Source organism: Bacteroides caccae (genome assembly GCF_002222615.2).
GTDB lineage: Bacteria > Bacteroidota > Bacteroidia > Bacteroidales > Bacteroidaceae > Bacteroides > Bacteroides caccae.
On sequence record NZ_CP022412.2, the window covers coordinates 4,494,139 to 4,517,448 of the forward strand.

Here is a 23,310-nt window from a genome sequence, read left to right on the forward strand (position 1 = left end):
ATACACGTGCTTCTCCCCGCATAATGGAACACTCAAAAAGGCATATTCCTCCTTCCTGAAACTTCACATCACCAATCAAAGATGTATTTTGAATAAAAAACTGCACTCTTCAAACTCTAATCCCGGAAAGTTTCAAGAATTCAATTTTGGCAGGTCTTCTGACTTACTCCATTTTCCTAACGCCCTTCCCATTCCTCCAAAGCGGAACAGTGGATTTGAGTATTGTAGGAAAACTTTTGGCGGAGCTTACAGCAGCGGGTCTGTTCAGGATTTACACCTGATTCCCTTTTCACCACTCTTTCCGTAGAATCGGAAAAGTGACACCAAAATTTCTGGGGACAAAGATACACAAATAGGAACAAATCGAAAGAAAAATCCAACTAAAATAAAAACAAACTAATAATTAAGTCCTATCTTTGCCGTTCAAAAGGACCCACTATTATTTTTTTCTAATTAAACATCTTATAAAAGTGAAATCTCCTGCTCCGACTATCACGTTACTTTGCCTGCTCTTTTTGGCAAGCTGTATCACCCGTAATAAGACATCTCTGGAAGCATTCAACCAAGATGTATATACCCCTGAATACGCTTCGGGATTTAAAATCCTGGGTGCTGAGAACGCTGCCAGTACGCTTATACAGATTACCAACCCGTGGCAAGGCGCCAACGACGTAACAATGTCTTATTTTGTTACACGCAACGGCGAGCAAGCGCCTGCCGGATTCAACGGTCCCGTCATCCCTGCCGGAGCCAAACAGATTGTATGCATGTCTTCTTCCTATGTTGCCATGCTCGATGAACTGGGAGAAGTCAACCGGATTGTCGGAGTTTCGGGCATTGATTATATCGCCAATCCCTACATCCTTGCCCACAAAGATTCAATCAAGGATATGGGTCCTGAAATGAACTACGAACTGCTGATTGGATTAAAGCCCGACGTAGTCTTGCTCTATGGCATAGGTGACGCCCAAACCGCTGTAACGGACAAACTGAAAGAACTTTCCATACCTTATCTATATATGGGGGAATATCTGGAAGAATCACCGCTCGGCAAAGCCGAATGGATGATTGTCCTTTCCGAACTGACAGACAAACGGGAAAAGGGAATAGAAATATTCCGGGAAATTCCCCAACGTTATTACGCACTGAAAGCCCTCACGGATTCCGTCAGCCAGCGTCCTACCGTTATGTTCAACACTCCATGGAACGACAGTTGGGTAATGCCTTCCACCCAAAGTTATATGGCACGACTGATTGCCGATGCAGGCGCAGAGTACATTTATAAAGAAAACAGTTCCAACAGTTCAACCCCAATCGGACTGGAAACAGCCTATGGCCTGATACAAAAAGCCGATTACTGGATTAATGTCGGTTCGGCAACTACACTTGAGGAGCTGAAAGCTGTCAACCCTAAATTCGCAGACGCAAAAGCCGTGAACGAAAAGACTGTTTATAACAACAACTTACGGTTGACGCCGACAGGCGGAAACGATTATTGGGAATCGGCAGTTGTCCGTCCCGATGTTGTGTTACGCGACTTGATTCATATTTTTCATCCGGAGCTTGTATCCGATTCACTTTATTATTACAGGCGTCTGGAATGAAACAACCCCGCAAACATACTGCACTTTTATTTATCGCGCTAGGCATAATCGCCCTGCTATTGCTAGTCATAGATATGGCAACCGGAGACACGTATATCCCTGTCTCCAAGGTATGGGCTGTGCTCACCGGAGGCGAATGTGATGAAATGACACGTAACATTCTTCTTTCTATCCGGTTCATACGGGTAATAGTGGCGGCACTGATAGGCGTGGCACTCTCCGTAAGCGGTTTGCAGATGCAGACAGTTTTCCAAAACCCATTGGCGGATCCCTATTTGCTGGGAGTAAGTTCCGGTGCAGGATTAGGGGTTGCCTTGTTTATACTGGGAGCTCCACTGCTCGGCTGGTCTGAATTTCCACTGCTCCAGTCATTGGGCATCGTCGGTTCCGGTTGGATAGGAACGGCTGTCATTTTACTGGGAGTAGCTGTCATCAGCCGGAAAGTAAAAAATATCCTCGGTGTATTGATTATGGGAGTCATGATAGGTTATGTGGCAGGCGCCATTATCCAGATACTGCAATATCTGAGTTCTGCCGAACAATTAAAAATGTTCACGCTCTGGTCAATGGGTTCTCTCGGGCACATCACCACCACCCAACTGGGAATCATGACACCTATGTTATGCCTGGGACTGCTCATTTCCATAGTCTGCATCAAACCTTTGAACCTGTTGCTTCTTGGAGAAAACTATGCACGGACAATGGGAATGAATATCAAGCGTTCACGTACACTCATCTTCATCTCCACCGCGCTGCTGACAGGAACGGTGACCGCATTCTGCGGCCCGGTAGGTTTTATCGGGCTGGCAGTACCGCACGTCACACGGTTGCTGTTCAACAACGCCGACCACCGGATACTTGTCCCCGCCACTATGCTGACGGGACTTATCAGCATGCTTCTTTGCGACATCATCGCCAAGAAATTCCTGCTTCCGGTGAACTGTATCACCGCCTTGCTCGGTGTTCCGGTCATTTTATGGGTAATAGCTAAAAACTTGCATGGATTCAAATGATTGAACTTAAGGAACTGACATTAGGATACGGACAGCGCACGCTGTTGAAAACGGTAAACGCCCGAATCACAGGCGGACAACTCGTTGCACTGCTAGGACGCAACGGAACAGGAAAAAGTACTCTCCTGCGTGCCATAATGGGACTGGAAAGTCCTCAATCGGGAGAAATCAATCTGCAAGGAAAAGACATTGCTTCACTGAAACCGGAAAAATTAGCTCTGAGCATTAGTTTCGTAACCACCGACAAAGTACGCATTGCCAATCTTCGCTGCAAAGATGTGGTAGCGTTGGGGCGCGCTCCCTACACAAACTGGCTCGGTCAGCTTCAACCGGAAGACCGGAAAATAGTAGATAATGCCATTCAGTTGGTCGGCATGTCCGGTTATGCAGAAAAGACAATGGATAAGATGTCCGACGGCGAATGCCAGCGAATTATGATTGCCCGTGCGCTTGCGCAGGACACCCCGGTTATCCTGCTCGACGAGCCGACTGCCTTTCTTGACTTGCCCAATCGTTATGAACTCTGCCTGCTACTGAAAAAGCTGGCACAAGAAGAAGGCAAATGTATCTTATTCTCCACACATGACCTTGACATCGCATTGTCGCTTTGTGACTCTATCATGCTGATAGATAACCCATATATGTACACTTTGCCCACTTCGGAAATGATAACCAGCGGACATATAGAAAGACTTTTCCGTAATGAATCAGTGACATTCGACGCTCAGGAGATGAGGGTGCGCATCAAATCAGTATAGTCTCAAACTTTTCTTTATATCAAAATAATTGCTACCTTTGTTCCTATAAACAGAACATAAATAGAAAATGGTTACAAGAGCCTAACTGTTTTACAATACAGGATATAAAAATAGGCACTTTTGTTTTGTATACAAAACAAAATAACAGAAAGAAACAACAACTCATATACAAACGATTAAAGCCATGAATGAAAAAATCAATTACAAGGATGTGCCCAAAACTTTTCTATACTGCAACAACAAACAATGTCCGCGTCGTAACAAATGTCTCCGTTATCAAGCTACATTATCTATTCCGCAAGAAATCCCTTATTACACGGCAGTCAATCCACTTCACATAGCAGGAAACGAAAACAAATGTGATTATTTCAAGCCATTCTGCACTTCACACTTTGCTTCCGGTATAGATCATTTGCTAGACAATATATCATATTCTATTGCTGTTGCCATACGTAGAGAACTGTATACGTTAATGGGGCGTAATATGTATTACCGTATCCGCAACAAAGAACGCTTGCTGCATCCTTGCGAGCAAGAACAGATTGCGGCTATCTTTTTGAAACATGGTATTAAGACTAAACCCGAATTTGACCAGTATATTGATAAATACGACTGGTAAATCGCTGTTCCGGAATGTTCTGACAAAGGGTTATTCTCACCATAGTGAGAATAAATACTCATTACTATGAGAAAAAGTTCTCACCGTGATGAGAAAAATTTCTCATCACGGTGAGAATACTTTGAGAAAAACACTATCGTTTTTTGAAGGAAGCAATTAGTCGGTCGGATGCAGTTGCCCCGCCGCTTTCAGATAAGCAATATAATTCACATACAGTTGGAAATGAGCGTCTACACGTGTCTGGTAAGCCTGTTGCCAGAGCATTTGCGCTTCCAAATAATCCGAGAGAGTTTCCAGTCCGACCTCATACTGTTTGCCGCTGACTTTCATATTTTCTTCCGCCTGTTCCAGTGAACGATCGGAAAGTTCCGTTTCAAGACGCGCCTCATCCAAGTTATTGGCTGCCTGTATTAATTCCAGCAACATCTTTTCACTGGCATTTTCTTGTTCAAGACGGGTTTGTTCGAGTTTCGCTTTGGCGGATTTTACCTTATTGGTACGTTCACCAAAATGAAACAGGGGGACGGAGACATTCAAAAAAACGGAGAAAGCTCCTTTTTTCATAAATGTTTCGTCGTTGATTTCCAGCCCGTGAAGATAGTCGTAGCTGCCTCTGACGCCGATACGAGGGAGCAATTCACTACGGTTCAGCTTCACTTCCTGCTCAGCGATAGCAACTTGTTTGTTCAGTATTCCATATTCCGGACGGGCGGTAATATCGGAAACCTGGATTTTCCACTCCTGTTCCACTTCGGGGAAGTCATCGGAAATATCAATTTGCGTTGTCAAGGGACGTCCGATGTAATGGCAAAGATTCATGGAAGCAAGGCGAAGGGCATTGTCTGCCTTACGCAAAGAAAGTTCGCTGTCGTTGAGCTTCACTTGCACTTTCAATACGTCATTCTGAGGTTTCATGCCATGTTGGTGGGCACTTTTCACGTTCCGGGACAGTTCCGTCAATAAAGCGTGATATTTCTCGGCCACTTTCTTCATTTCTTTGGCTTTCACTAGTTGGACGTAAGCTTTGTCCGTATTCAGAAGAACTTCCGAGGTAGTCAGCGCTTCGTTCAGGTGAGCCATCTCTTTACCCAGCAAAGACATTTTATAGGCCGCACGAATTTTGCCGCCCATATAGAGAGGCTGCTCCATTTGTATGCCGCCGGAATAAACGGTTCCTACTTTATAATCCAGGTTCAACCCGGGGAAATAGGCGAAACCGCTGGATACCAGTTCTCCCGTAGTGGGGTTGGGCATGAAAACAGGGAGATTACCGCCCGGAATGCCGAGACTTCCATCGGCAGTGCTGTAAATCCCTGTTCCGTTGGCGGTAAAGTTCGGGAAAAAATTGGCTTTATAGCTGAGGGACATCAACCGCGCTGCTTCTGTCTGCCGGTCGGCAGCAGCCATTTCCTTATTGTATTTCAACGCCATTTCGCGGCATTGTTTCAGGCTTAGTTTCTCTTGTGCGGAAAGAGAAAGCGTTGTGCCGAACAATATGCCCGCTATTATTCCAATGGCTGAAAGAATCTCTTTTTTCATTTGTCTGTCTTTTTTATATGAAAGAATAGTGCATACAAAATAGGAATAAACAATAAAGTAATCAGCGTACCGAACAACAGTCCGCCCATAATGGAAGCCGCCAATGAGCCGAACATGGCATCCGGCAACAATGGAATCATTCCCAGAATGGTAGTGAGCGATGCCATCATCACAGGACGGAGACGGCTCTGCGAACTATCTATCAGTGCCGTTACCGGTTCCACTCCCTGACTGATTTGCAGGGTAATTTCATCCATCAGCACAATACCGTTTTTGATAATCATACCGATAAGTCCCAGTGTACCGACGATAGCAACAAAGTTGAACGTCTTTCCGGTCAGCAGCATTACAGCTACCACACCGACAAATACCAAAGGAATCGTGCAGAAGATGATAACCGGCTTCCGATAATCCTTGAACAGCATAATCAAGATAGAAATCATCAGGATGATAGCAAACGGGAAGTTCTTGAACAAATACTGCATGGATTTCGTGCTGGCATTTCTTTCGCCTTGCCATTGCAGCTTGTAGCCGTCGGGAAGCGGAATCCGTTCAATCTGCCCGGCAATAGACTGCCGGGCTTTCTCCGTTTCCACGCCCGGAACAGGGGAACATTGCACGCGCTGGCTACGTTGCCCGTTATAGCGGGGGACAACCGGGTCTTCCCATTTCACGTCTATCCGCTTGCTGATTTGTTTCAGCGGAGTAGTTCCCATTAAAGTTTCCACAAGTTCCTCTTTAGAGAGTGTTCCCGCTTTCAGCTTCATCATCATCTCCTGTGTCAACAAGCCGTTGAGGGAAGGAAGGGAAGAAAATATCTGCGTGTTATCCAGATTCTCAATAGGTTTTCCATGTTCGTCGAGACAGCGCAAGTAGATGTTATCCTTATGAATTCCTTCGTAGAAAGAACCAATCGGGATACCACTCGTAGCCGTGAGCAGGGAAAGACTCACGTCATTCCGGCTCAGTCCGATAGCACGTGCCGTAGGCTGATCGTATTCAATCGTCAGGACGGGAACCTGCGGTTCCCAGTCGGTGGTAATCAGACAGACGTCCGGGCAATTTTCCATGATTTTCCGGGCACTGTCTGCCAATTGATGCAGCACGGCAGGGTCGGGCCCGGTAAATTGCGCTTCGATAGGATATTTCTTGAACATCAGGTTATAGCGGTTCAGCTTCACATAGGCGTCCGGATAATGGGAAGAAAGATACTGTTGAATCTCTGCCATGTTGTCGACCAGTGCATCGGGCGAAGTAAAGTCGATTATCAGTTCACCGTAAGATAAAGAAGGGTTGGCTATATTACGTACCAAGTTGTAACGGGCAGGCGTCCCGCCGATAGAAGTGGTGACGTGCGTGATTTCAGGACGTTTCTTCAAGTAAGCCTCTATCTCTTCCAAGTCGCGTGCCACCCGTGTGGAATTAATGCCTTCGGGAAGTTTATATTCCATGTATAGCTGGTCGTAGACCATATCCGGGAAAAAACCCTGCTTCATAAACCGGTAACTAAACCCCGAAAGTACCACCAAGGCAATCATGGCAAAGACAAAGCTCCAGCGATGTGCCAGGCTGAATCTCAATAATGAACGCAGCACTGCATATATTTTTCCTTCGTACACCCGCTTTCCGGTAGTGGCAGTAGCTGCGGATACGTCCGGATGCAGAATCCGGTTCGCCATTAACGGGACGTGCACCAAGGCGAGTACCCAACTAAGCAGCAGGGAGACCGCCAACACAATAAACAAGTCGCGCGTGTAGACTCCTGCCGTATCGGGAGACATGAATATAGGAAGGAAAGCGATAATAGCAATCAGGGTAGCGCCGAGCAGAGGCATTGCCGTCTGCCGCCCAATAGCGGTCATGGCTTCCATGCGGCTCTTTCCGGCTTTCAAATCGACCAGAATACCGTCTATAATGACAATCGCATTATCCACCAACATTCCCATGGCAAGTACAAAGGATGCCAAAGATACACGCTGCATCGTGCCGTCCATAAAATACAAAAACAGGAAAGTGCCGAACACTGTCACTACCAGACTGATACCGATAATCACCCCGCTCTTGAATCCCATTGCAATCATCAGGATGACAACTACAATAATCACGGATTCTATCAGATTCAGGATAAATGTCCCCAAAGAACTTCCGACACGTTCGGGCTGATAGAATACCTTGTGGCATTCCATTCCTGCCGGCAGGCGTTCGGCTTTCAGTTGTTCAAGTTTCTGCTCCACCCGTTTGCCGACTTTGATAATATCGGCATCGGGAGAGGCGGCAACCATGATTCCCATGGCACGCTGACGGTCATAGAACAATTCGTTACGGGTGGGGTCTTCATAGTCTTTTTCAATGCGGGCGATGTCGCTCAGACGCAGCTGGTCGGCATCGTGTCCCTGAATCAGCATACGTCCGATGTCTTCCACCGTCTTGAATTTATCGCTGACCGTGACCCGGATACGGCTGTCACCGTTGTCGTAATAGCCGGTATAGGTTGTTTTATTCTGTCCGTTCAGGGTGGCAAGCACTTCGGCAGGTTTCACACCCAAGTTGGCCATTCGGTCTTGCAATAGGGAGATGTTGATACATTCCGGACGGTTGCCGTATAAATCGACGCGTTCCACACCGTCCAATTCGCTGACTTCACGTTTGATTAATTCGGAATAGTCGGAAAGTTCCCTGTCAGAAAGTCCGTCGCCCGTCAAGGCAAAAAACATTCCGTAGACATTACCGAAATCATCTTTCACGATAGAAGGGCTGGCACCTTCAGGAAGTTCCGCCTGTGCGTTCGCCACCTTACGGCGCAGCAAGTCCCAGCACTGTTCCACGTCGGTTTCCTTGACAGTCGTTTTCAGTTCTACCTGAATCAGGGAGAGGTCGTTGTAGGAATAGCTTTCCACATTATCTATATTCCCCATAGAACGGATATTCTTTTCGAGTACATCCGTCACTTCCAGTTCCACCTGATGCGCGGATGCACCGGGATAGGTAGTAACCACCATGGCGAGCTTTACCGTTATTTCTGGGTCTTCCAGTTTACTCATCTCGTAGCTGGAATAAGCTCCGCCCACAATCAGTACAGCAATCAGGAAGTAGATTAACTTCTTGTTCTCAAATGCCCATTTACTAATATCTATCATAGCAGTCCTCCCACATTCGTTTCGGCAGCCGGAAGAAGAGGTTCCACCTGTTGCCCATCTTTCACATGATGCACTCCCGAGACAACAATCAAGTCACCCGGTTTCACTTCGTCCGAAACTATAAGGCATCTGCCGTCACTAAGCAAGCGAGTAACGGTCACATCGCAACGACGAATCGTTTTATCGGACGGATTATAAAGAAAGACACCCGTATTCCCGTTCTGACGGAGAATCGCTCCGCCGGGAACGGACAGGTTACGCATTTCCCCTTCGGCACATTCGATAGTGACCATTGTATTCATCCCCGGAGAAGGAACCGCCTGCTTGTCTCCGCTTTTCAATTGAAGGCGCATGGTATAGAGCTGGTTGGCATTCGCTTTGGGAGTGACGCTAATCAAATCCAGCACATATCTCTGCTGCGGATATACATCGAATGTGCAATAATAGCGGGTAAACTGCCGGCGACGGATATATTCCACTGCCGGAAGATTAATCTCCACTTCCGGCGTTCCCTCGCTGATTATGGAAACGACAGGCATTCCGGCAGCCACCGTCTCATGGGAGTCGAAAAGGCGTTTCTGTACATATCCGCTGAAAGGGGCATACAGGCGGGTATATTCCAACTGGTCCTTAGCATGGTTGTATTTGGCGGTAATCTGCCTCAGTCCGTACACGGCTTTGTCGTTTGCGTCGGGAGTGGTTACATTTTCCTTATAAAGAGCCATTACGCGCTCCGCTTCCGCCTTGACACGCTGGTATTCGGCTTCCGCCGCATCCAGTTGAATCTGATAATCTGTAGGATCAAGTTCGGCAAGCAGTTGTCCTTTGCGCACATAAGCACCGTCATTCACATACATACGCTGGATAGTTCCGCTCACCCGGAATGCCAGGCTTATGTCCTGAGCCGCTTTCACCCGTCCGGGAAACTGCAAGGCAGTCTGTTTGTCAGCAGAAAGTACGGTATCAATCTTCACTGCCGGCTTATTTTCTATATTCTGCACACGCTGATTACATGACGCCAGCAAAACTGCAAGAAGTCCTGTCAATAAGAAGTTTAATCGTCTCATATTTTCATTTGTTATTTAGTTATTACAAAAGTATCCCAAGCAAACAAGTGGGGAAAGGTTGATATAGACGAAATATTGTTCTATTTGTAGGTTATCGGAGATAAAAAGCCGGAATAGTTTGTTATTTGTAGCTATTTGTTTGTTAATTTGCAGTGAAACCCATTTGAAACGAAAAGATACATGGAGCCACTGATGCCATTCAATTATGTTATAATAACTCCGGAAGATACATCTATGAGTGAAGGGTGTATGTCGGCATCTCTCCCAAGGAGTATCGCAACAAGCCCGTCAGACAGACACTTTCCTGAATTGCTTGAACTGCCACCAAAGCATTGTCCCGGCAATCAAGCTTGCTATAAGATCGGAAATCGGCATACTTATCCAGACTCCCAGTTGTCCGTAGAACTGTGGAAGAATCAGCAGACAAGGTATCAGGATAAGAACCTGGCGGGAGACAGACAAAAATATCGCCTTGCTCGCCATGCCGATACTCTGGAAGAAGTTGGAAGTCACCATTTGGAAACCCACAATAGGAAAGAACATCACAACAATACGCAGCCCTTTGGCAGAAATGCGTACCAGTTCTTCGTGTGTCGTAAAAATCGAGACTGCTAGCCGGGGAATAAATATTCCCATCAGGAAGCCTGTAGTGGTAACAATGGTTGCTGCATAAATAGTTATTTTCAAGACTTTTGTCACACGCGGATATTGCTTGGCTCCATAGTTGTAACCGGCGATCGGCTGCATACCCTGGTTCAGTCCCATTACAATCATGACAAAGAGGAATACCAATCGGTTGACAATACCGAACGCTCCGATAGCCAAGTCACCACCGTGATGCTGCAAACCTTGATTGATAAGAATAACGATGAAACAGGCTGCCAGATTCATAAGGAAAGGCGCCATACCGATTGCTAAAGAATCGACTACGATTTTCTTCTTCAACCGGAAAATTCCTTTATGGAAGTGCAACAGTTCTTCTTTGTTAGAGAATAGCTTGAACTGCCATGCCAATGCGATGACCTGTGCGGTAATGGTAGCGATTGCCGCCCCTTGTATTCCCCAGCCGAAGCCATAGATAAAAACAGGGTCGAGTATCGTATTAATCACCACCGTGGCAATCGTGGCAACCATCGCTTTCTGCGGATGCCCCGCCGAACGGAGTACGGCATTCAGACCTAAATAAAGGTGGGTGACGACGTTACCCAATAAGATAACGACCATATAATCACGGGCATAGCCTACCGTGGCGTCACTACCACCGAAGAAATAAAGAATAGGGTCGAGAAATATCAGTGTGACAACCGTAAAGGCAAGTCCGATGATAATATTCAGTACCAGCACATTGCCGAGTACCCGTTGTGCGGTGTCGTAATCTTTCTGTCCCAGTTTCACCGAGACCAATGTAGCCGCTCCCACACCGACCAGCGAGCCGAAAGCGGCAGCGAGATTCATTAGCGGAAAGGTCAGCGCCAATCCGGAGATAGCCATTGCCCCTACCCCGTGACCGATGAAAATACTGTCCACCATATTATATAGAGAAGATGCCGTCATGGCGATAATTGCCGGAATGGCATACTGCATTAAAAGCTTCCCGATCTTTTCCGTTCCCAACGCAGTGGGTGTCTTTTGTCCTGTCATACCTATTAGTTTGAGGGCGCAAAGATACAAAAAAGAGACAGATTACGGGATATATGAGAAAAGTTTCGTATTTTTGCCCACAAAATTGAGTTAATACGTAACGAAATGAATATACTAGAACTAAGTGAACAGGAAATCATTCGACGCAACAGCCTGAATGAGCTTCGTGCAATGGGTATCGACCCATACCCTGCAGCAGAGTATGTAACCAATGCTTTCTCTACAGATATTAAAGCTGAATTCAAGGACGAGGACGAGCCGCGCCAGGTTTCTGTAGCCGGACGTATCATGAGCCGCCGCGTAATGGGTAAAGCTTCTTTTATCGAATTACAGGACTCTAAAGGTCGCATCCAGGTGTACATCACCCGTGACGACATCTGTCCGGGAGAAGACAAGGAACTGTACAACGCTGTATTCAAACGCCTGCTCGACTTAGGTGACTTTATCGGTATCGAGGGCTTTGTATTCCGCACCCAAATGGGCGAAATCAGTATTCACGCAAAGAAGCTGACCGTACTTGCAAAATCCATCAAACCGCTTCCTATCGTAAAATACAAGGACGGCGTAGCTTACGACTCTTTTGAAGATCCCGAACTCCGTTATCGCCAACGTTATGTAGACCTGGTGGTAAACGACGGTGTGAAAGAGACATTCCTGAAGCGTGCCACCGTAGTGAAAACACTGCGTAACGCTCTCGATGAAGCCGGATACACTGAAGTGGAAACGCCTATCTTGCAATCTATTGCCGGTGGAGCAAGCGCCCGCCCGTTCATCACGCACCATAACTCACTGGATATAGACCTTTACCTGCGCATCGCAACGGAACTTTATCTGAAGCGACTGATTGTAGGTGGTTTTGAAGGTGTATATGAAATCGGCAAGAACTTCCGTAACGAGGGTATGGACAAGACCCACAATCCGGAATTTACCTGTATGGAACTCTATGTTCAGTACAAGGATTACAACTGGATGATGAACTTCACCGAGAAATTGCTGGAACGTATCTGTATCGCTGTAAACGGCTGTACGGAAAGCGTTGTCGACGGAAAGACTATCAGCTTCAAAGCTCCTTACCGCCGTCTGCCTATCCTCGACGCTATCAAGGAAAAGACCGGTTACGACCTGAACGGCAAGAGCGAAGAAGAAATCCGCCAAGTCTGCAAGGAACTGAAAATGGAGGAAATCGACGACACAATGGGTAAGGGCAAGTTGATTGACGAAATCTTCGGCGAATTCTGCGAAGGTACTTATATCCAGCCGACTTTCATCACCGATTATCCGGTTGAAATGTCTCCGCTGACCAAGATGCACCGTTCCAAACCGGGACTGACCGAACGTTTCGAATTAATGGTAAACGGCAAGGAACTTGCCAACGCCTACTCGGAATTGAACGACCCGATCGACCAGGAAGAACGCTTCAAAGAACAGATGCGTCTGGCTGACAAGGGTGACGATGAAGCAATGATTATCGACCAGGACTTCCTGCGTTCTTTACAATATGGTATGCCTCCTACATCGGGTATCGGCATCGGTATCGACCGTCTGGTTATGTTAATGACCGGTCAGACTACCATTCAGGAAGTGTTATTCTTCCCGCAAATGCGCCCGGAAAAGGTGGTGAAGAAAGACGCAGCCGCCAAATATATGGAACTGGGTATCGCAGAAGACTGGGTGCCTGTTATTCAGAAAGCCGGCTACAACACCGTAGAAGACATGAAAGATGTCAATGCGCAGAAGCTACACCAGGACATCTGCGGCATCAATAAGAAATACAAATTAGAACTGGCCAACCCGTCGGTAAACGACGTAACTGATTGGATACAGAAAATTAAATAAGTTCTTCATCCAAATCCATACAAATGAAATTACCCGGTAAGATAGCGATAATGGGCGGTGGAAGTTGGGCCACAGCTATTGCGAAGATGTGTCTGGCTCAAGAAGACTCTATCAATTGGTATATGCGACGCGATGACCGCATCGCTGATTTCAAGAGATTGGGGCACAATCCGGCTTATCTGACAGGAGTGAAATTCGATACCAAGCGTATCTCTTTCAGTTCCAACATCAACGATGTTGTGAAAGAATCGGATACGCTGATTTTCGTCACTCCTTCCCCTTATCTGAAAGCTCACCTGAAAAAGCTGAAAACCAAGATAAAGGATAAGTTCATCATCACCGCTATCAAAGGAATCGTACCCGACGACAACGTTATCGTATCAGAATACTTTACCAAGGAATACGGTGTTCCTCCCGAAAATATCGCTGTACTGGCAGGTCCCTGCCACGCAGAAGAAGTAGCTTTGGAACGCCTTTCTTATCTGACCATCGCCTGCCCGGACAAAGACAAAGCACGTATCTTCGCGCGCCGACTGGGAAGCAGCTTTATCAAAACATCTGTTAGTGACGACGTATCAGGTATCGAGTACAGTTCGGTACTCAAAAACGTATATGCTATCGCCGCCGGTATTTGCAGCGGACTGAAATACGGCGACAACTTTCAGGCCGTACTGATTTCCAACGCTATCCAGGAGATGAACCGTTTCCTGAATACGGTACATCCGTTGAACAGAAACGTAGATGAATCTGTTTATCTGGGTGACTTGCTGGTGACCGGCTATTCGAATTTCAGCCGTAACCGGACATTCGGCACAATGATCGGTAAGGGATATTCCGTAAAGAGCGCACAGATTGAAATGGAAATGATCGCTGAAGGTTACTACGGTACGAAGTGTATCAAGGAAATCAACAAGCATCATCATGTCAATATGCCGATACTGGACGCTGTGTACAACATTCTATACGAACGTATCTCGCCTATGATCGAGATTAAATTACTAACTGATTCTTTTAGATAACCTTTAAACAAGAAAGATATGATTAGCTTGAACATTGAAAAGACTTTTGGATTTATCTCCAAAGAAAAGGTTTCTGCCTACGAAGCAGAGGTAAAAGCCGCACAGGAAATGCTGGAAAAAGGAACTGGAAAAGGGAACGACTTTTTAGGCTGGCTGCACTTGCCTTCTTCTATCAGCAAAGAACACTTGGCTGACTTGAACGCTACCGCAAAGGTCTTGAGAGACAACTGTGAAGTAGTGATCATTGCAGGTATCGGCGGTAGCTATCTGGGCGCACGTGCCGTAATCGAGGCGTTATCTAATAGCTTCACTTGGTTGCAAGAAAAAAAGACAGCTCCGATCATGATTTATGCCGGACACAATATCAGCGAAGATTATCTATTCGAACTGACTGAGTATCTGAAAGACAAGAAATTCGGTGTTATCAATATCTCCAAATCGGGAACTACTACCGAAACTGCGCTTGCCTTCCGCCTGTTGAAGAAACAATGCGAAGACCAACGCGGCAAAGAAACTGCAAAACAGGTAATCGTAGCTGTAACAGACGCCAAGAAAGGTGCAGCACGTGTTACTGCCGACAAGGAAGGTTACAAAACATTCATCATCCCCGATAATGTAGGCGGACGTTTTTCTGTACTGACTCCGGTCGGTTTGCTGCCGATTGCTGTTGCCGGATTCGACATTGAGCAACTGGTTGCCGGCGCTGCCGACATGGAAAAAGCATGTGGCGCAGACGTTCCGTTTGCAGAAAACCCTGCTGCTATCTATGCTGCTACCCGTAATGAACTGTACAGAAATGGAAAGAAGATCGAAATCCTCGTCAACTTCTGTCCGAAACTGCATTATGTAAGCGAATGGTGGAAACAGCTTTACGGAGAATCAGAAGGTAAGGACAACAAAGGTATTTTCCCCGCATCAGTAGACTTCTCTACCGACCTTCACTCTATGGGACAATGGATTCAGGAAGGTGAACGTTCTATCTTCGAAACTGTCATCTCACTGGATAAGGTAGACCATAAACTGGAAGTTCCTTCTGACGAAGCCAACCTGGATGGTCTGAATTTCCTAGCCGGCAAACGTGTGGATGAAGTGAACAAAATGGCGGAACTGGGAACTCAATTGGCTCACGTAGACGGTGGCGTACCTAATATGCGTATTGTTCTTCCTTCATTGAGCGAATACAATATCGGTAGCCTGCTTTATTTCTTCGAAAAGGCTTGCGGTATCAGCGGTTATCTGCTGGGCGTGAATCCTTTCAACCAGCCGGGTGTAGAAGCATACAAGAAGAACATGTTTGCGTTGCTGAACAAACCGGGTTACGAGGAAGAATCCAAAGCGATCCAATCAAGATTGTAATAGAATCTATACATAAAAAAGAAGCGGTCTTAATAAGACCGCTTCTTTTTTATGTTGTCTATCGACATTCCGTTCTTAATCTTCCTCCTCTACCTCTTTGGTTTTCAAGCCGATTTCCTCTTGTGCGCCTTCACATTCAGCCTTGGAGGAAAGATAGAAAGCCAACTTCACATCACCGTTCTTATCTACATGTTCAATAGTAGCTTTCACCATGACCCTGGTTTGCGTCACACCGTCCTTAAAACGTAACTGACCTTTTTCCTCATCCGTCAGGTTTCCTTCGGTAGAGACTTCGGCTTTTTCATAACGAAGTTCGGCTTTCACCGCTTCGTCATTCTGAAGTTTAAAGGTTTTAAGTTCAGCTCCATTCCCATCCAAGAGCAAAAAAGCATTCACCTTATCCCCTACCTTTAAAGCCGGCAGATTATCTTTCTGATTAGTATAGTCTTCCCCTTTAGAATCCTCACTGTCCGGACCAGTATTTACATACAGTCTTTCTATCGTGATAACAGGACTCTCCCCACTATCGGAACAAGCACCTAAAAACAAAGGTAGCAACAATAATACTCTCTTTTTCATGCTATCATTGAGTTTATAATGCTACAAAAATACACATAATCTTCTAAATGACAAATAATTGGATACTTTATTGCTCAAAGAGCCCGCTTGCAACTATCCGTCCGTTTTGTCTTATCTCTCATTTTTTATAGTTATCTTTGCCTCGTATATGTTTCGAAATAAGAAGATTAAACTCTAAACAGATAATGGTTCACTATTTATAAAGTATGAAGAAAAAACTGAAAGCCGTCCTGTTCGATATGGACGGCGTGCTTTTTAATTCCATGCCCTATCATTCCGAAGCCTGGCATAAGGTGATGAAATCACACGGGCTTACTCTTAGCCGTGAAGAAGCCTATATGCACGAAGGACGGACAGGGGCTGCCACTATTAATATCGTATTTCAGCGTGAACTGGGAAGGGAGGCCACGCAGGAAGAAATAGAAAGTATATATCAGGAGAAAAGTGTCTTATTCAACTCGTATGCAGAAGCTGAACGTATGCCCGGCGCATGGGAACTGTTGCAAAAAGTAAAAGGTGAAGGACTCACTCCAATGGTGGTAACAGGTTCCGGACAACTTTCATTACTCGAACGGTTGGAGCATAACTTTCCGGGAATGTTTCACAAAGAACTAATGGTTACGGCATTCGATGTCAAATACGGAAAGCCAAACCCGGAACCGTATCTTATGGCCCTGAAAAAAGGTGGTCTGAAAGCCGATGAAGCGGTGGTAGTGGAGAACGCACCTCTCGGGGTGGAAGCCGGACACAAAGCCGGCATTTTCACAATCGCTGTGAACACGGGACCTCTGGACGGACAGGTATTGCTGGACTCCGGAGCCGATTTATTACTACCGTCCATGCAAGCGCTCTGTGAAGCTTGGGATGGACTTGATCTATAGAAATTCTAACCAACAAACGACGATTCTATCATGCAAAAGTTATTATCTTTACCCCCAAACCTGATCCACTGTTTTCACGAACTGGAAGAAGTTAATCATAACGAATGGTTTTGTACATCCGATCCCATAGGCAGCAAGCTTGGCTCCGGAGGCGGAACAACCTGGCTCTTGCAAGCCTGCCACCAGGCATTTGCCCCACAAGAGTCTTTCAATGATTGGATAGGACGCGAAAAAAGGATATTACTTCATGCAGGAGGACAAAGCCGCCGCTTACCCAGTTACGGACCTTCCGGTAAGATACTGACCCCTATCCCGATCTTCAGTTGGGAAAGAGGACAAAGACTGGGACAGAACCTGCTGTCTTTGCAACTCCCGTTATACGAAAGAATCATGCAGCAAGCGCCGGCCGGCATGAATACATTGATAGCCAGTGGAGATGTATATATCCGTTCGGAAAAACCTTTGCAGGACATTCCCAATGTGGACGTCGTATGCTACGGCTTATGGGTAAATCCTTCTCTGGCCACTCATCACGGAGTTTTTGTCTCCGACCGGGAAAGCCCTGAAGTACTCGACTTCATGTTACAGAAGCCCTCTCTGGAAGAATTGGAAGGTTTATCCAAGACTCACCTTTTCCTAATGGACATCGGCATCTGGATTTTAAGTGACCGTGCCGTAGAGGTCTTAATGAAGCGCTCGCTCAAGGAAGGAACGAATGACATCAATTACTATGACTTATATTCCGACTATGGGCTGGCTTTGGGAGAACATCCCAAGACGGAAGATGAAGAAGTCAACCAACTATCCGTAGCCATATTACCGTTACCCGGCGGCGAATTTTACCATTTCGGTACAAGTCATGAACTGATTTCTTCTACGCTAGCCATACAGGACAAGGTACGTGACCAAAGAAAGATCATGCACCGGAAAGTAAAACCGAATCCGGCAATCTTTATCCAGAACTCCAGTACACAAGTCTCCCTCTGTGCAGATAACGCTAACCTATGGATTGAAAACAGCCATGTAGGGGAAGGCTGGCATCTCGGATCACGCCAGATAATCACAGGTGTTCCCGAAAACCAATGGAATATAAATCTGCCGGACGGTATCTGTATTGACGTGGTTCCTTTTGGCGACAACGCATTCGTTGCACGTCCTTACGGATTGGATGATGTATTCAAAGGAGCATTGAAAAATGAAACGACCACATATCTCAATATCCCTTTTTCACAGTGGATGCAGGAAAGAGCCCTTACTTGGGAAGACATAAATGGACGCACGGACGATTTACAGTCTGCTTCCATTTTCCCGGTAACAGCTTCCGTAGAAGATTTGGGTATATTGATACGTTGGATGATCTCCGAACCCCAACTGGAAGAAGGAAAACAACTTTGGCTAAAAGCAGAAAAAGTCTCTGCCGACGAAATATCCGCACGCGCGAATCTGAAACGACTGTATGAGCAGCGTAGCGCTTATCGCCGGAGCAACTGGAAAGGGCTGGCCGACAATTACGAAAAGAGCGTATTCTATCAACTCGATTTGCAGGATGCTGCCAAAGAATTTGTCCGCTTTGATTTAGCCACGCCTGACATATTAAAAGAAGACGCCGCGCCAATGGTCAGAATCCACAACCGGATGCTACGGGGACGTATCATGAAGCTACACGGCGACAGCAACTATAAAGAAGAAGAACAATCGGCATTCCAACTTCTTCGCGACGGATTATTGGGAGCTATGCCCAGCCGGAAGAACCAGCCCCGTCTCGATGTATATTCAGACCAGATTGTATGGGGACGTAGCCCCGTCCGCATCGACCTGGCAGGAGGGTGGACAGATACCCCTCCCTACTCTCTCTATTCGGGAGGAAGTGTTGTCAACCTGGCTATCGAATTGAACGGACAGCCACCCTTGCAAGTATATGTGAAACCATGCAAAGAGTATCACATCGTACTTCGCTCCATTGATATGGGTGCTGTGGAAATCATAGAAAACTATGAGGAACTGCAAGACTACAAGAAAGTCGGTTCTCCTTTCTCTATTCCCAAAGCGGCCCTTACTTTAGCCGGATTTGCACCGGAATTTTCCGCCGAGAACTACGCTTCGCTGGAAGAACATCTGAAAGCCTTCGGTGCAGGACTCGAAATTACCTTATTAGCGGCAATTCCTGCGGGTTCGGGGTTAGGAACCAGTTCCATTCTGGCTTCCACCGTTCTCGGAGCTATCAATGATTTCTGCGGACTGGCATGGGATAGAAACGATATTTGCAGTTATACATTGGCATTAGAGCAGTTGCTGACCACCGGCGGTGGTTGGCAGGATCAATATGGCGGTGTTTTTCCCGGTGTCAAGTTGCTTCAGTCCGAAGCCGGTTTCGAACAGAATCCTTTAGTACGCTGGCTGCCCGACCAACTATTCACCCATCCCGACTATCGCGACTGCCATTTGCTTTACTACACAGGCATCACCCGTACAGCGAAAGGAATATTAGCCGAAATCGTCAGCTCCATGTTCCTCAATTCCGGTCCGCACCTCAGCTTATTAGCCGAGATGAAAGTACACGCAACGGACATGAGCGAGGCTATTCTACGTGGTAATTTCGAGAACTTCGCCAGTCTGATTAATAAAACCTGGGCACAAAACCAGGCGCTGGACAGCGGTACAAACCCTCCGGCGGTAGCAGCCATTATCGAGACAATCAAAGACTATACATTAGGATATAAATTGCCCGGTGCAGGAGGCGGCGGTTATTTGTATATGGTAGCTAAAGACCCGCAAGCCGCAGGACAGATACGACGGATACTGACAGAGCATGCTCCTAATCCACGAGCACGTTTTGTTGATATGACTCTTTCCGACAAAGGGCTGCAAGTTTCACGAAGCTAATAAAAGAATAGAGGTTGTGTCAGTATTTTTGACACAACCTCTATTCTTTTAAATGTAATTATTTTATAAGAAATATATCAACGATCTTCACAGACAGTTGATATATGGGGTAAAAAAAGCATATCGGAAATCAAACCGATATGAAAGTGTCGGTTAAGATATACCGCTGTATTCTTCTTAACCAACGAAAAATGTAGGGTTCTTCATCTTGTAGTATGAAGTTAGGGACCTACATATAGCAATTCAATATAAAATGTAACATATAATACTAATATTCAGATCAATATGCTATTTAAGGACTATTTAAGAAGATAGCTTCTCATATAACATAACTGCTTTTATCAACTGTAGATTCTCCCTGCAAAACCAAGGAAAGTCAACACAACGGAAATCAACACGATATTCATTAAGCAGATCGTAAAAGCGAATATCCTGTATCAACTCACGAACTGAAATGAACAGAAGCAAATACTTCTTCCTTTTACAATAAAACAATGCTTTCTGCAGTTCTGCATAGGCAATATTTTCTCCTGTTTTACATTCTGAGGTTTCTTCATCACAAAAAGACAATTGAATCTTTAACGAATTATTCCGTTCCAAATATTCAGTCAATCGTTCTTGTACTATAGGAGAGGAAGTATTACCATATAAAACAACATCTTTATATTCCATATCCGATATTTCCCCAGAAGGAGTGCTTTTCAAGTCAGAACACAACATATTATATTCTTTAAAGAGGCTTTGTTTCGTAGGTCTTCGTAATTTTTCAACAGAATAGAAAGCATACCTGAATACAAAATGTGCCCCCCGCTTCTCTATTGTTTCCTGTTCTGAGAAAAAAGCATGTAAACGCCTTTTATTGGTTTGAAGAGATTGCTTGGGAATATCTTCAAGCGTATTGGTGATATATTCGACTACCGTCTTTTTCATATATCACAGATTTATCTGTCACTTTTCTCCATATCCATAGCCGTAGCCATAACGTTTACCATAACCGTAGTACTTACCGTACTTGCCGTAGCCGTAGTAATAACCGTATTTTCTCTTTTTCAAGTCCACACCGTTGATTACGGTACAAAGCTTAGACAACTTCTTCTCAATAGCCAACTCATTGATCAATGTATATTCGGCTTTATGAGTATAGTCGGCACGACATACGTATACTGACAAATCAGCCACACGACCTACCAATAAAGTATCGGTTACCATACCGATAGGGGCAGTATCCATTATCACATAGTCGAAGTTCTGCTTCAAGATTTCTATGGCTTTATCCAGACCGTTACGAGCTAACAACTCCGTTGGATTAGGAGGCACAGAACCACCCGGAAGAATAAACAGATTCTTATTGATATCAGAAGGTTGAACAAGTTCCATTAGATCCGTTTCAGGATTAGAAAGATACTGAGTAATGCCTTTCTCTTTATTGGAGAGATGGAATACTTTATTCAGTCCCGGCTTGCGAATATCGAGTCCGACAATCACGACCTTCTTTCCCAAAAGAGAAAGACTGATAGCCAGGTTTGCCGAAACAAACGATTTTCCTTCTCCACTGACTGTTGAGGTTACAAGGATAACCTTCTGATCATTATCGAGCATAAACTGAAGATTGGTACGAATATTACGGAAGGTTTCACTCATCAGATTATTCTTGTTCTCGAAGACAGCAATAGAACCATTCTTATCATTCTTTTCGTCAGTCAATGGAATATCACCTATAATAGGAACACTCGTCAATTTTTCTACGTCGGCACGACCTTCTATCTTGAATTTCGTCAGTTCAATCAGGTAAATGATACCAACAGGAATCCCAACACCCAACACCAATGCAATTAAATAAATCATAGAGCGTTTGGGAGATACCGGAGTATCATCAGCTATCGCTTCATCAATAATCTTCGCATTATTTGCAGTAGCAGCTAACGCAATTGCATTCTCTTCACGTTTCTGCAACAACATCAGATACAACCCTGCTTTAATTTCTTGCTGGCGGGCAATGCTTACATAAGCACGTTCCTGCCCCGGAGCGTTACTGATACGACGAGAGTAGCGGCTTGCCTCACGGTCCAGATTTGACTTGGTTATCATCAACCCCTGCAAAGTTCCTTCAAGAGTAGCCTGTACATTAGCTTTCATAGCACGGATACTCGTATCCAGATTCACAATAGTCGGGTTATTCTCTGTTGATGTACGTAGCAGACGTTTACGTTCCACCAACATTTCATTATAACGTTCAATCGCACCAATCAAGGCAGCATCCTGTAAACCAACATTACTTGGTAATACTTCATATTCATTACCTTTCAAGTATTTACGTAAGTCATTCACCAGACTGATTTGAGTACGGTTCTCCACACTCTTCTTTTCATATTCAGCATTACCGGCTAAGGCTATCTGAGCTTCACTCGTCAAGTCCGTGATACCTGCGTCACGCTTAAAGGTTTCCAAATCCGCTTCTGTACTTCCCAGTTCTTTTGAAATAATACTAATACGTTCATCAATAAACTCAGCAGTCTTCTGGGCGATTTCGTTTTTATCATTATTCGTATTACGATTATACATCTCCAGTAATTGGTTGATAAAATCCTGTCCACACTGCAAACTGGAATTTTTTAATGATATCACAGCCACAGAAGTAGTCTTGGAGGTTGGCGCAATAGACAAGTTGCTACAATACCCCTTTGCCACTCTCATCGGTTTGTTGATAGTCGCAGTTATATGACGTACGTTCTTCTCTAACCGAGGTACTTTCGTGCCATCCTGCAAAGTTACCGAGTCAACATCTTGAAAGAAAGCCAATGTACCTTCATCAGTCGGGAAGATAGCAGGCAGTTTCTCAAAATGCTTCTGATATCCTTTCTCACCAACAGTCACATTCACATCTATACTTCCTTTAGGCTGTAGTATCATTTCCACTACCATCGGAGAACTTAGTTTCTCAGCCTCCTGAGGTGTCAAACTTACTTGTACCGGAGATGTCTTGTATAAACTTTTAGCCGGAAACTCATCCTCGTCTTTATAAGTTATATACAAGTTCAATTGATTAACAACTTCTTTTACAAGCGTTTTTGAGCGTAGGACTTCCAACTCGTTATCAATATTCTTAGAAGAAGTCATCAGACCACTTAATCCCATATCCTCCAATTCCGAAGAAACTCCCGAACCTCCGCCCTTCTTCTCATCTTTTATTAGAACGGTGGCTGAAATATTATAAATGGGGGTAGCCCAATGCAGATAAAACCATGCACCAACAAGGCAGAGCAACACTGCCCCTACAAACCAAGGCCAATGAATAATATATTTAAAAAGCAATGTCCGGAAATCTATTTGTTCTTCAGCCATTTGGCGTTCCTTCCCGTTTTGATTTTCTTCTTTCAT

16 protein-coding genes and 1 riboswitch are annotated in these 23,310 nt (G+C 45.3%); of the genes, 9 read left to right on the forward strand and 7 right to left on the reverse strand.

Annotation, left to right across the window (positions count from 1 at the left end):
* Nucleotides 1-131 precede the first annotated feature (131 nt).
* Nucleotides 132-343, reverse strand: a riboswitch (cobalamin riboswitch).
* A gap of 127 nt (nt 344-470) precedes the next feature.
* The 4 genes from CGC64_RS18370 to CGC64_RS18385 all read left to right on the forward strand — a co-directional run bounded on the left by CGC64_RS18370 (nt 471) and on the right by CGC64_RS18385 (nt 3,994).
* Nucleotides 471-1,604: an ABC transporter substrate-binding protein gene (locus CGC64_RS18370; protein ID WP_005682716.1), complete on the forward strand. Its 1,134-nt coding sequence runs from the start codon at nt 471-473 to the stop codon at nt 1,602-1,604.
* On the forward strand, nt 1,601-2,617 hold the full coding sequence (locus CGC64_RS18375) for a FecCD family ABC transporter permease (RefSeq protein WP_005678825.1): 1,017 nt from the start codon (nt 1,601-1,603) through the stop codon (nt 2,615-2,617). The genes CGC64_RS18370 and CGC64_RS18375 overlap by 4 nt, the downstream gene beginning before the upstream one ends.
* On the forward strand, nt 2,614-3,375 hold the full coding sequence (locus tag CGC64_RS18380) for an ABC transporter ATP-binding protein (protein WP_005678824.1): 762 nt from the start codon (nt 2,614-2,616) through the stop codon (nt 3,373-3,375). The genes CGC64_RS18375 and CGC64_RS18380 overlap by 4 nt, the downstream gene beginning before the upstream one ends.
* Before the next feature lie 184 nt (nt 3,376-3,559).
* Nucleotides 3,560-3,994 (forward strand): DUF6078 family protein, encoded by a 435-nt coding sequence (locus CGC64_RS18385; protein ID WP_005678823.1) that lies wholly within the window; start codon nt 3,560-3,562, stop codon nt 3,992-3,994.
* Nucleotides 3,995-4,150: 156 nt separating this feature from the next.
* On the opposite strand, the gene CGC64_RS18390 is transcribed toward CGC64_RS18385, so the two are convergent.
* The 4 genes from CGC64_RS18390 to CGC64_RS18405 all read right to left on the reverse strand — a co-directional run bounded on the left by CGC64_RS18390 (nt 4,151) and on the right by CGC64_RS18405 (nt 11,408).
* Nucleotides 4,151-5,533 (reverse strand): TolC family protein, encoded by a 1,383-nt coding sequence (locus tag CGC64_RS18390; RefSeq protein WP_005678822.1) that lies wholly within the window; start codon nt 5,531-5,533, stop codon nt 4,151-4,153.
* Nucleotides 5,530-8,670, reverse strand: coding sequence for an efflux RND transporter permease subunit (locus CGC64_RS18395; RefSeq protein ID WP_005678821.1), 3,141 nt, complete (start codon nt 8,668-8,670; stop codon nt 5,530-5,532). The genes CGC64_RS18390 and CGC64_RS18395 overlap by 4 nt, the downstream gene beginning before the upstream one ends.
* Nucleotides 8,667-9,737, reverse strand: coding sequence for an efflux RND transporter periplasmic adaptor subunit (locus CGC64_RS18400; protein ID WP_005678819.1), 1,071 nt, complete (start codon nt 9,735-9,737; stop codon nt 8,667-8,669). Before CGC64_RS18400 ends, CGC64_RS18395 begins: the two co-directional genes overlap by 4 nt.
* A 288-nt stretch (nt 9,738-10,025) precedes the next feature.
* Nucleotides 10,026-11,408, reverse strand: coding sequence for an MATE family efflux transporter (locus CGC64_RS18405; RefSeq protein WP_032855413.1), 1,383 nt, complete (start codon nt 11,406-11,408; stop codon nt 10,026-10,028).
* A 75-nt stretch (nt 11,409-11,483) separates the two neighbouring features.
* On the opposite strand from CGC64_RS18405, the gene lysS reads away from it, so the two are divergent.
* From lysS to CGC64_RS18420, 3 genes are read left to right on the forward strand one after another with little or no spacing between them, the layout of a single operon-like run.
* Nucleotides 11,484-13,214 carry a lysine--tRNA ligase gene (lysS, locus tag CGC64_RS18410; protein ID WP_005678816.1) on the forward strand — a complete coding sequence of 577 codons (1,731 nt, stop codon included), beginning with the start codon at nt 11,484-11,486 and terminating at the stop codon, nt 13,212-13,214.
* Between the two features lie 23 nt (nt 13,215-13,237).
* Nucleotides 13,238-14,233 (forward strand): NAD(P)H-dependent glycerol-3-phosphate dehydrogenase, encoded by a 996-nt coding sequence (locus tag CGC64_RS18415; RefSeq protein ID WP_005678814.1) that lies wholly within the window; start codon nt 13,238-13,240, stop codon nt 14,231-14,233.
* A gap of 18 nt (nt 14,234-14,251) precedes the next feature.
* Nucleotides 14,252-15,589, forward strand: a complete 1,338-nt coding sequence (locus tag CGC64_RS18420; RefSeq protein WP_005678812.1) for a glucose-6-phosphate isomerase — start codon at nt 14,252-14,254, stop codon at nt 15,587-15,589.
* 75 nt (nt 15,590-15,664) lie between these two features.
* On the opposite strand, the gene CGC64_RS18425 is transcribed toward CGC64_RS18420, so the two are convergent.
* Entirely contained in the window at nt 15,665-16,168 is a 504-nt protein-coding gene (locus CGC64_RS18425; RefSeq protein WP_005678811.1) for a DUF5035 domain-containing protein, read from the reverse strand.
* 206 nt (nt 16,169-16,374) lie between these two features.
* Here CGC64_RS18425 and CGC64_RS18430 point away from each other — a divergent pair, with 206 nt between their 5' ends.
* Nucleotides 16,375-17,049 carry an HAD family hydrolase gene (locus tag CGC64_RS18430; RefSeq protein ID WP_005678810.1) on the forward strand — a complete coding sequence of 225 codons (675 nt, stop codon included), beginning with the start codon at nt 16,375-16,377 and terminating at the stop codon, nt 17,047-17,049.
* Nucleotides 17,050-17,079: 30 nt separating this feature from the next.
* Complete coding sequence (locus CGC64_RS18435; RefSeq protein WP_005678809.1) at nt 17,080-19,932, forward strand: bifunctional fucokinase/fucose-1-phosphate guanylyltransferase; 2,853 nt, start codon at nt 17,080-17,082, stop codon at nt 19,930-19,932.
* Nucleotides 19,933-20,235: 303 nt separating this feature from the next.
* Here CGC64_RS18435 and CGC64_RS18440 read toward each other — a convergent pair whose 3' ends face one another.
* Together CGC64_RS18440 and CGC64_RS18445 are read right to left on the reverse strand one after the other, a co-directional pair.
* A complete protein-coding gene (locus CGC64_RS18440) occupies nt 20,236-20,862 on the reverse strand; it encodes a hypothetical protein (protein WP_005678808.1) in 627 nt (208 codons plus the stop codon).
* Between the two features lie 18 nt (nt 20,863-20,880).
* A complete protein-coding gene (locus CGC64_RS18445) occupies nt 20,881-23,310 on the reverse strand; it encodes a GumC family protein (RefSeq protein WP_005678807.1) in 2,430 nt (809 codons plus the stop codon).

What these genes read in the sequence shown, in the direction of transcription:
- CGC64_RS18420 (WP_005678812.1), top strand. Translation starts at nt 14,252, where the DNA reads ATGATTAGCTTGAACATTGAAAAGACTTTTGGATTTATCTCCAAAGAA.
- CGC64_RS18430 (WP_005678810.1), top strand. Translation starts at nt 16,375, where the DNA reads ATGAAGAAAAAACTGAAAGCCGTCCTGTTCGATATGGACGGCGTGCTT.
- CGC64_RS18390 (WP_005678822.1), bottom strand. Translation starts at nt 5,533, where the DNA reads ATGAAAAAAGAGATTCTTTCAGCCATTGGAATAATAGCGGGCATATTG.
- CGC64_RS18375 (WP_005678825.1), top strand. Translation starts at nt 1,601, where the DNA reads ATGAAACAACCCCGCAAACATACTGCACTTTTATTTATCGCGCTAGGC.
- CGC64_RS18395 (WP_005678821.1), bottom strand. Translation starts at nt 8,670, where the DNA reads ATGATAGATATTAGTAAATGGGCATTTGAGAACAAGAAGTTAATCTAC.
- CGC64_RS18380 (WP_005678824.1), top strand. Translation starts at nt 2,614, where the DNA reads ATGATTGAACTTAAGGAACTGACATTAGGATACGGACAGCGCACGCTG.
- CGC64_RS18435 (WP_005678809.1), top strand. Translation starts at nt 17,080, where the DNA reads ATGCAAAAGTTATTATCTTTACCCCCAAACCTGATCCACTGTTTTCAC.
- CGC64_RS18385 (WP_005678823.1), top strand. Translation starts at nt 3,560, where the DNA reads ATGAATGAAAAAATCAATTACAAGGATGTGCCCAAAACTTTTCTATAC.
- CGC64_RS18425 (WP_005678811.1), bottom strand. Translation starts at nt 16,168, where the DNA reads ATGAAAAAGAGAGTATTATTGTTGCTACCTTTGTTTTTAGGTGCTTGT.
- CGC64_RS18445 (WP_005678807.1), bottom strand. Translation starts at nt 23,310, where the DNA reads ATGAAAGAAGAAAATCAAAACGGGAAGGAACGCCAAATGGCTGAAGAA.
- CGC64_RS18400 (WP_005678819.1), bottom strand. Translation starts at nt 9,737, where the DNA reads ATGAGACGATTAAACTTCTTATTGACAGGACTTCTTGCAGTTTTGCTG.
- lysS (WP_005678816.1), top strand. Translation starts at nt 11,484, where the DNA reads ATGAATATACTAGAACTAAGTGAACAGGAAATCATTCGACGCAACAGC.
- CGC64_RS18440 (WP_005678808.1), bottom strand. Translation starts at nt 20,862, where the DNA reads ATGAAAAAGACGGTAGTCGAATATATCACCAATACGCTTGAAGATATT.
- CGC64_RS18415 (WP_005678814.1), top strand. Translation starts at nt 13,238, where the DNA reads ATGAAATTACCCGGTAAGATAGCGATAATGGGCGGTGGAAGTTGGGCC.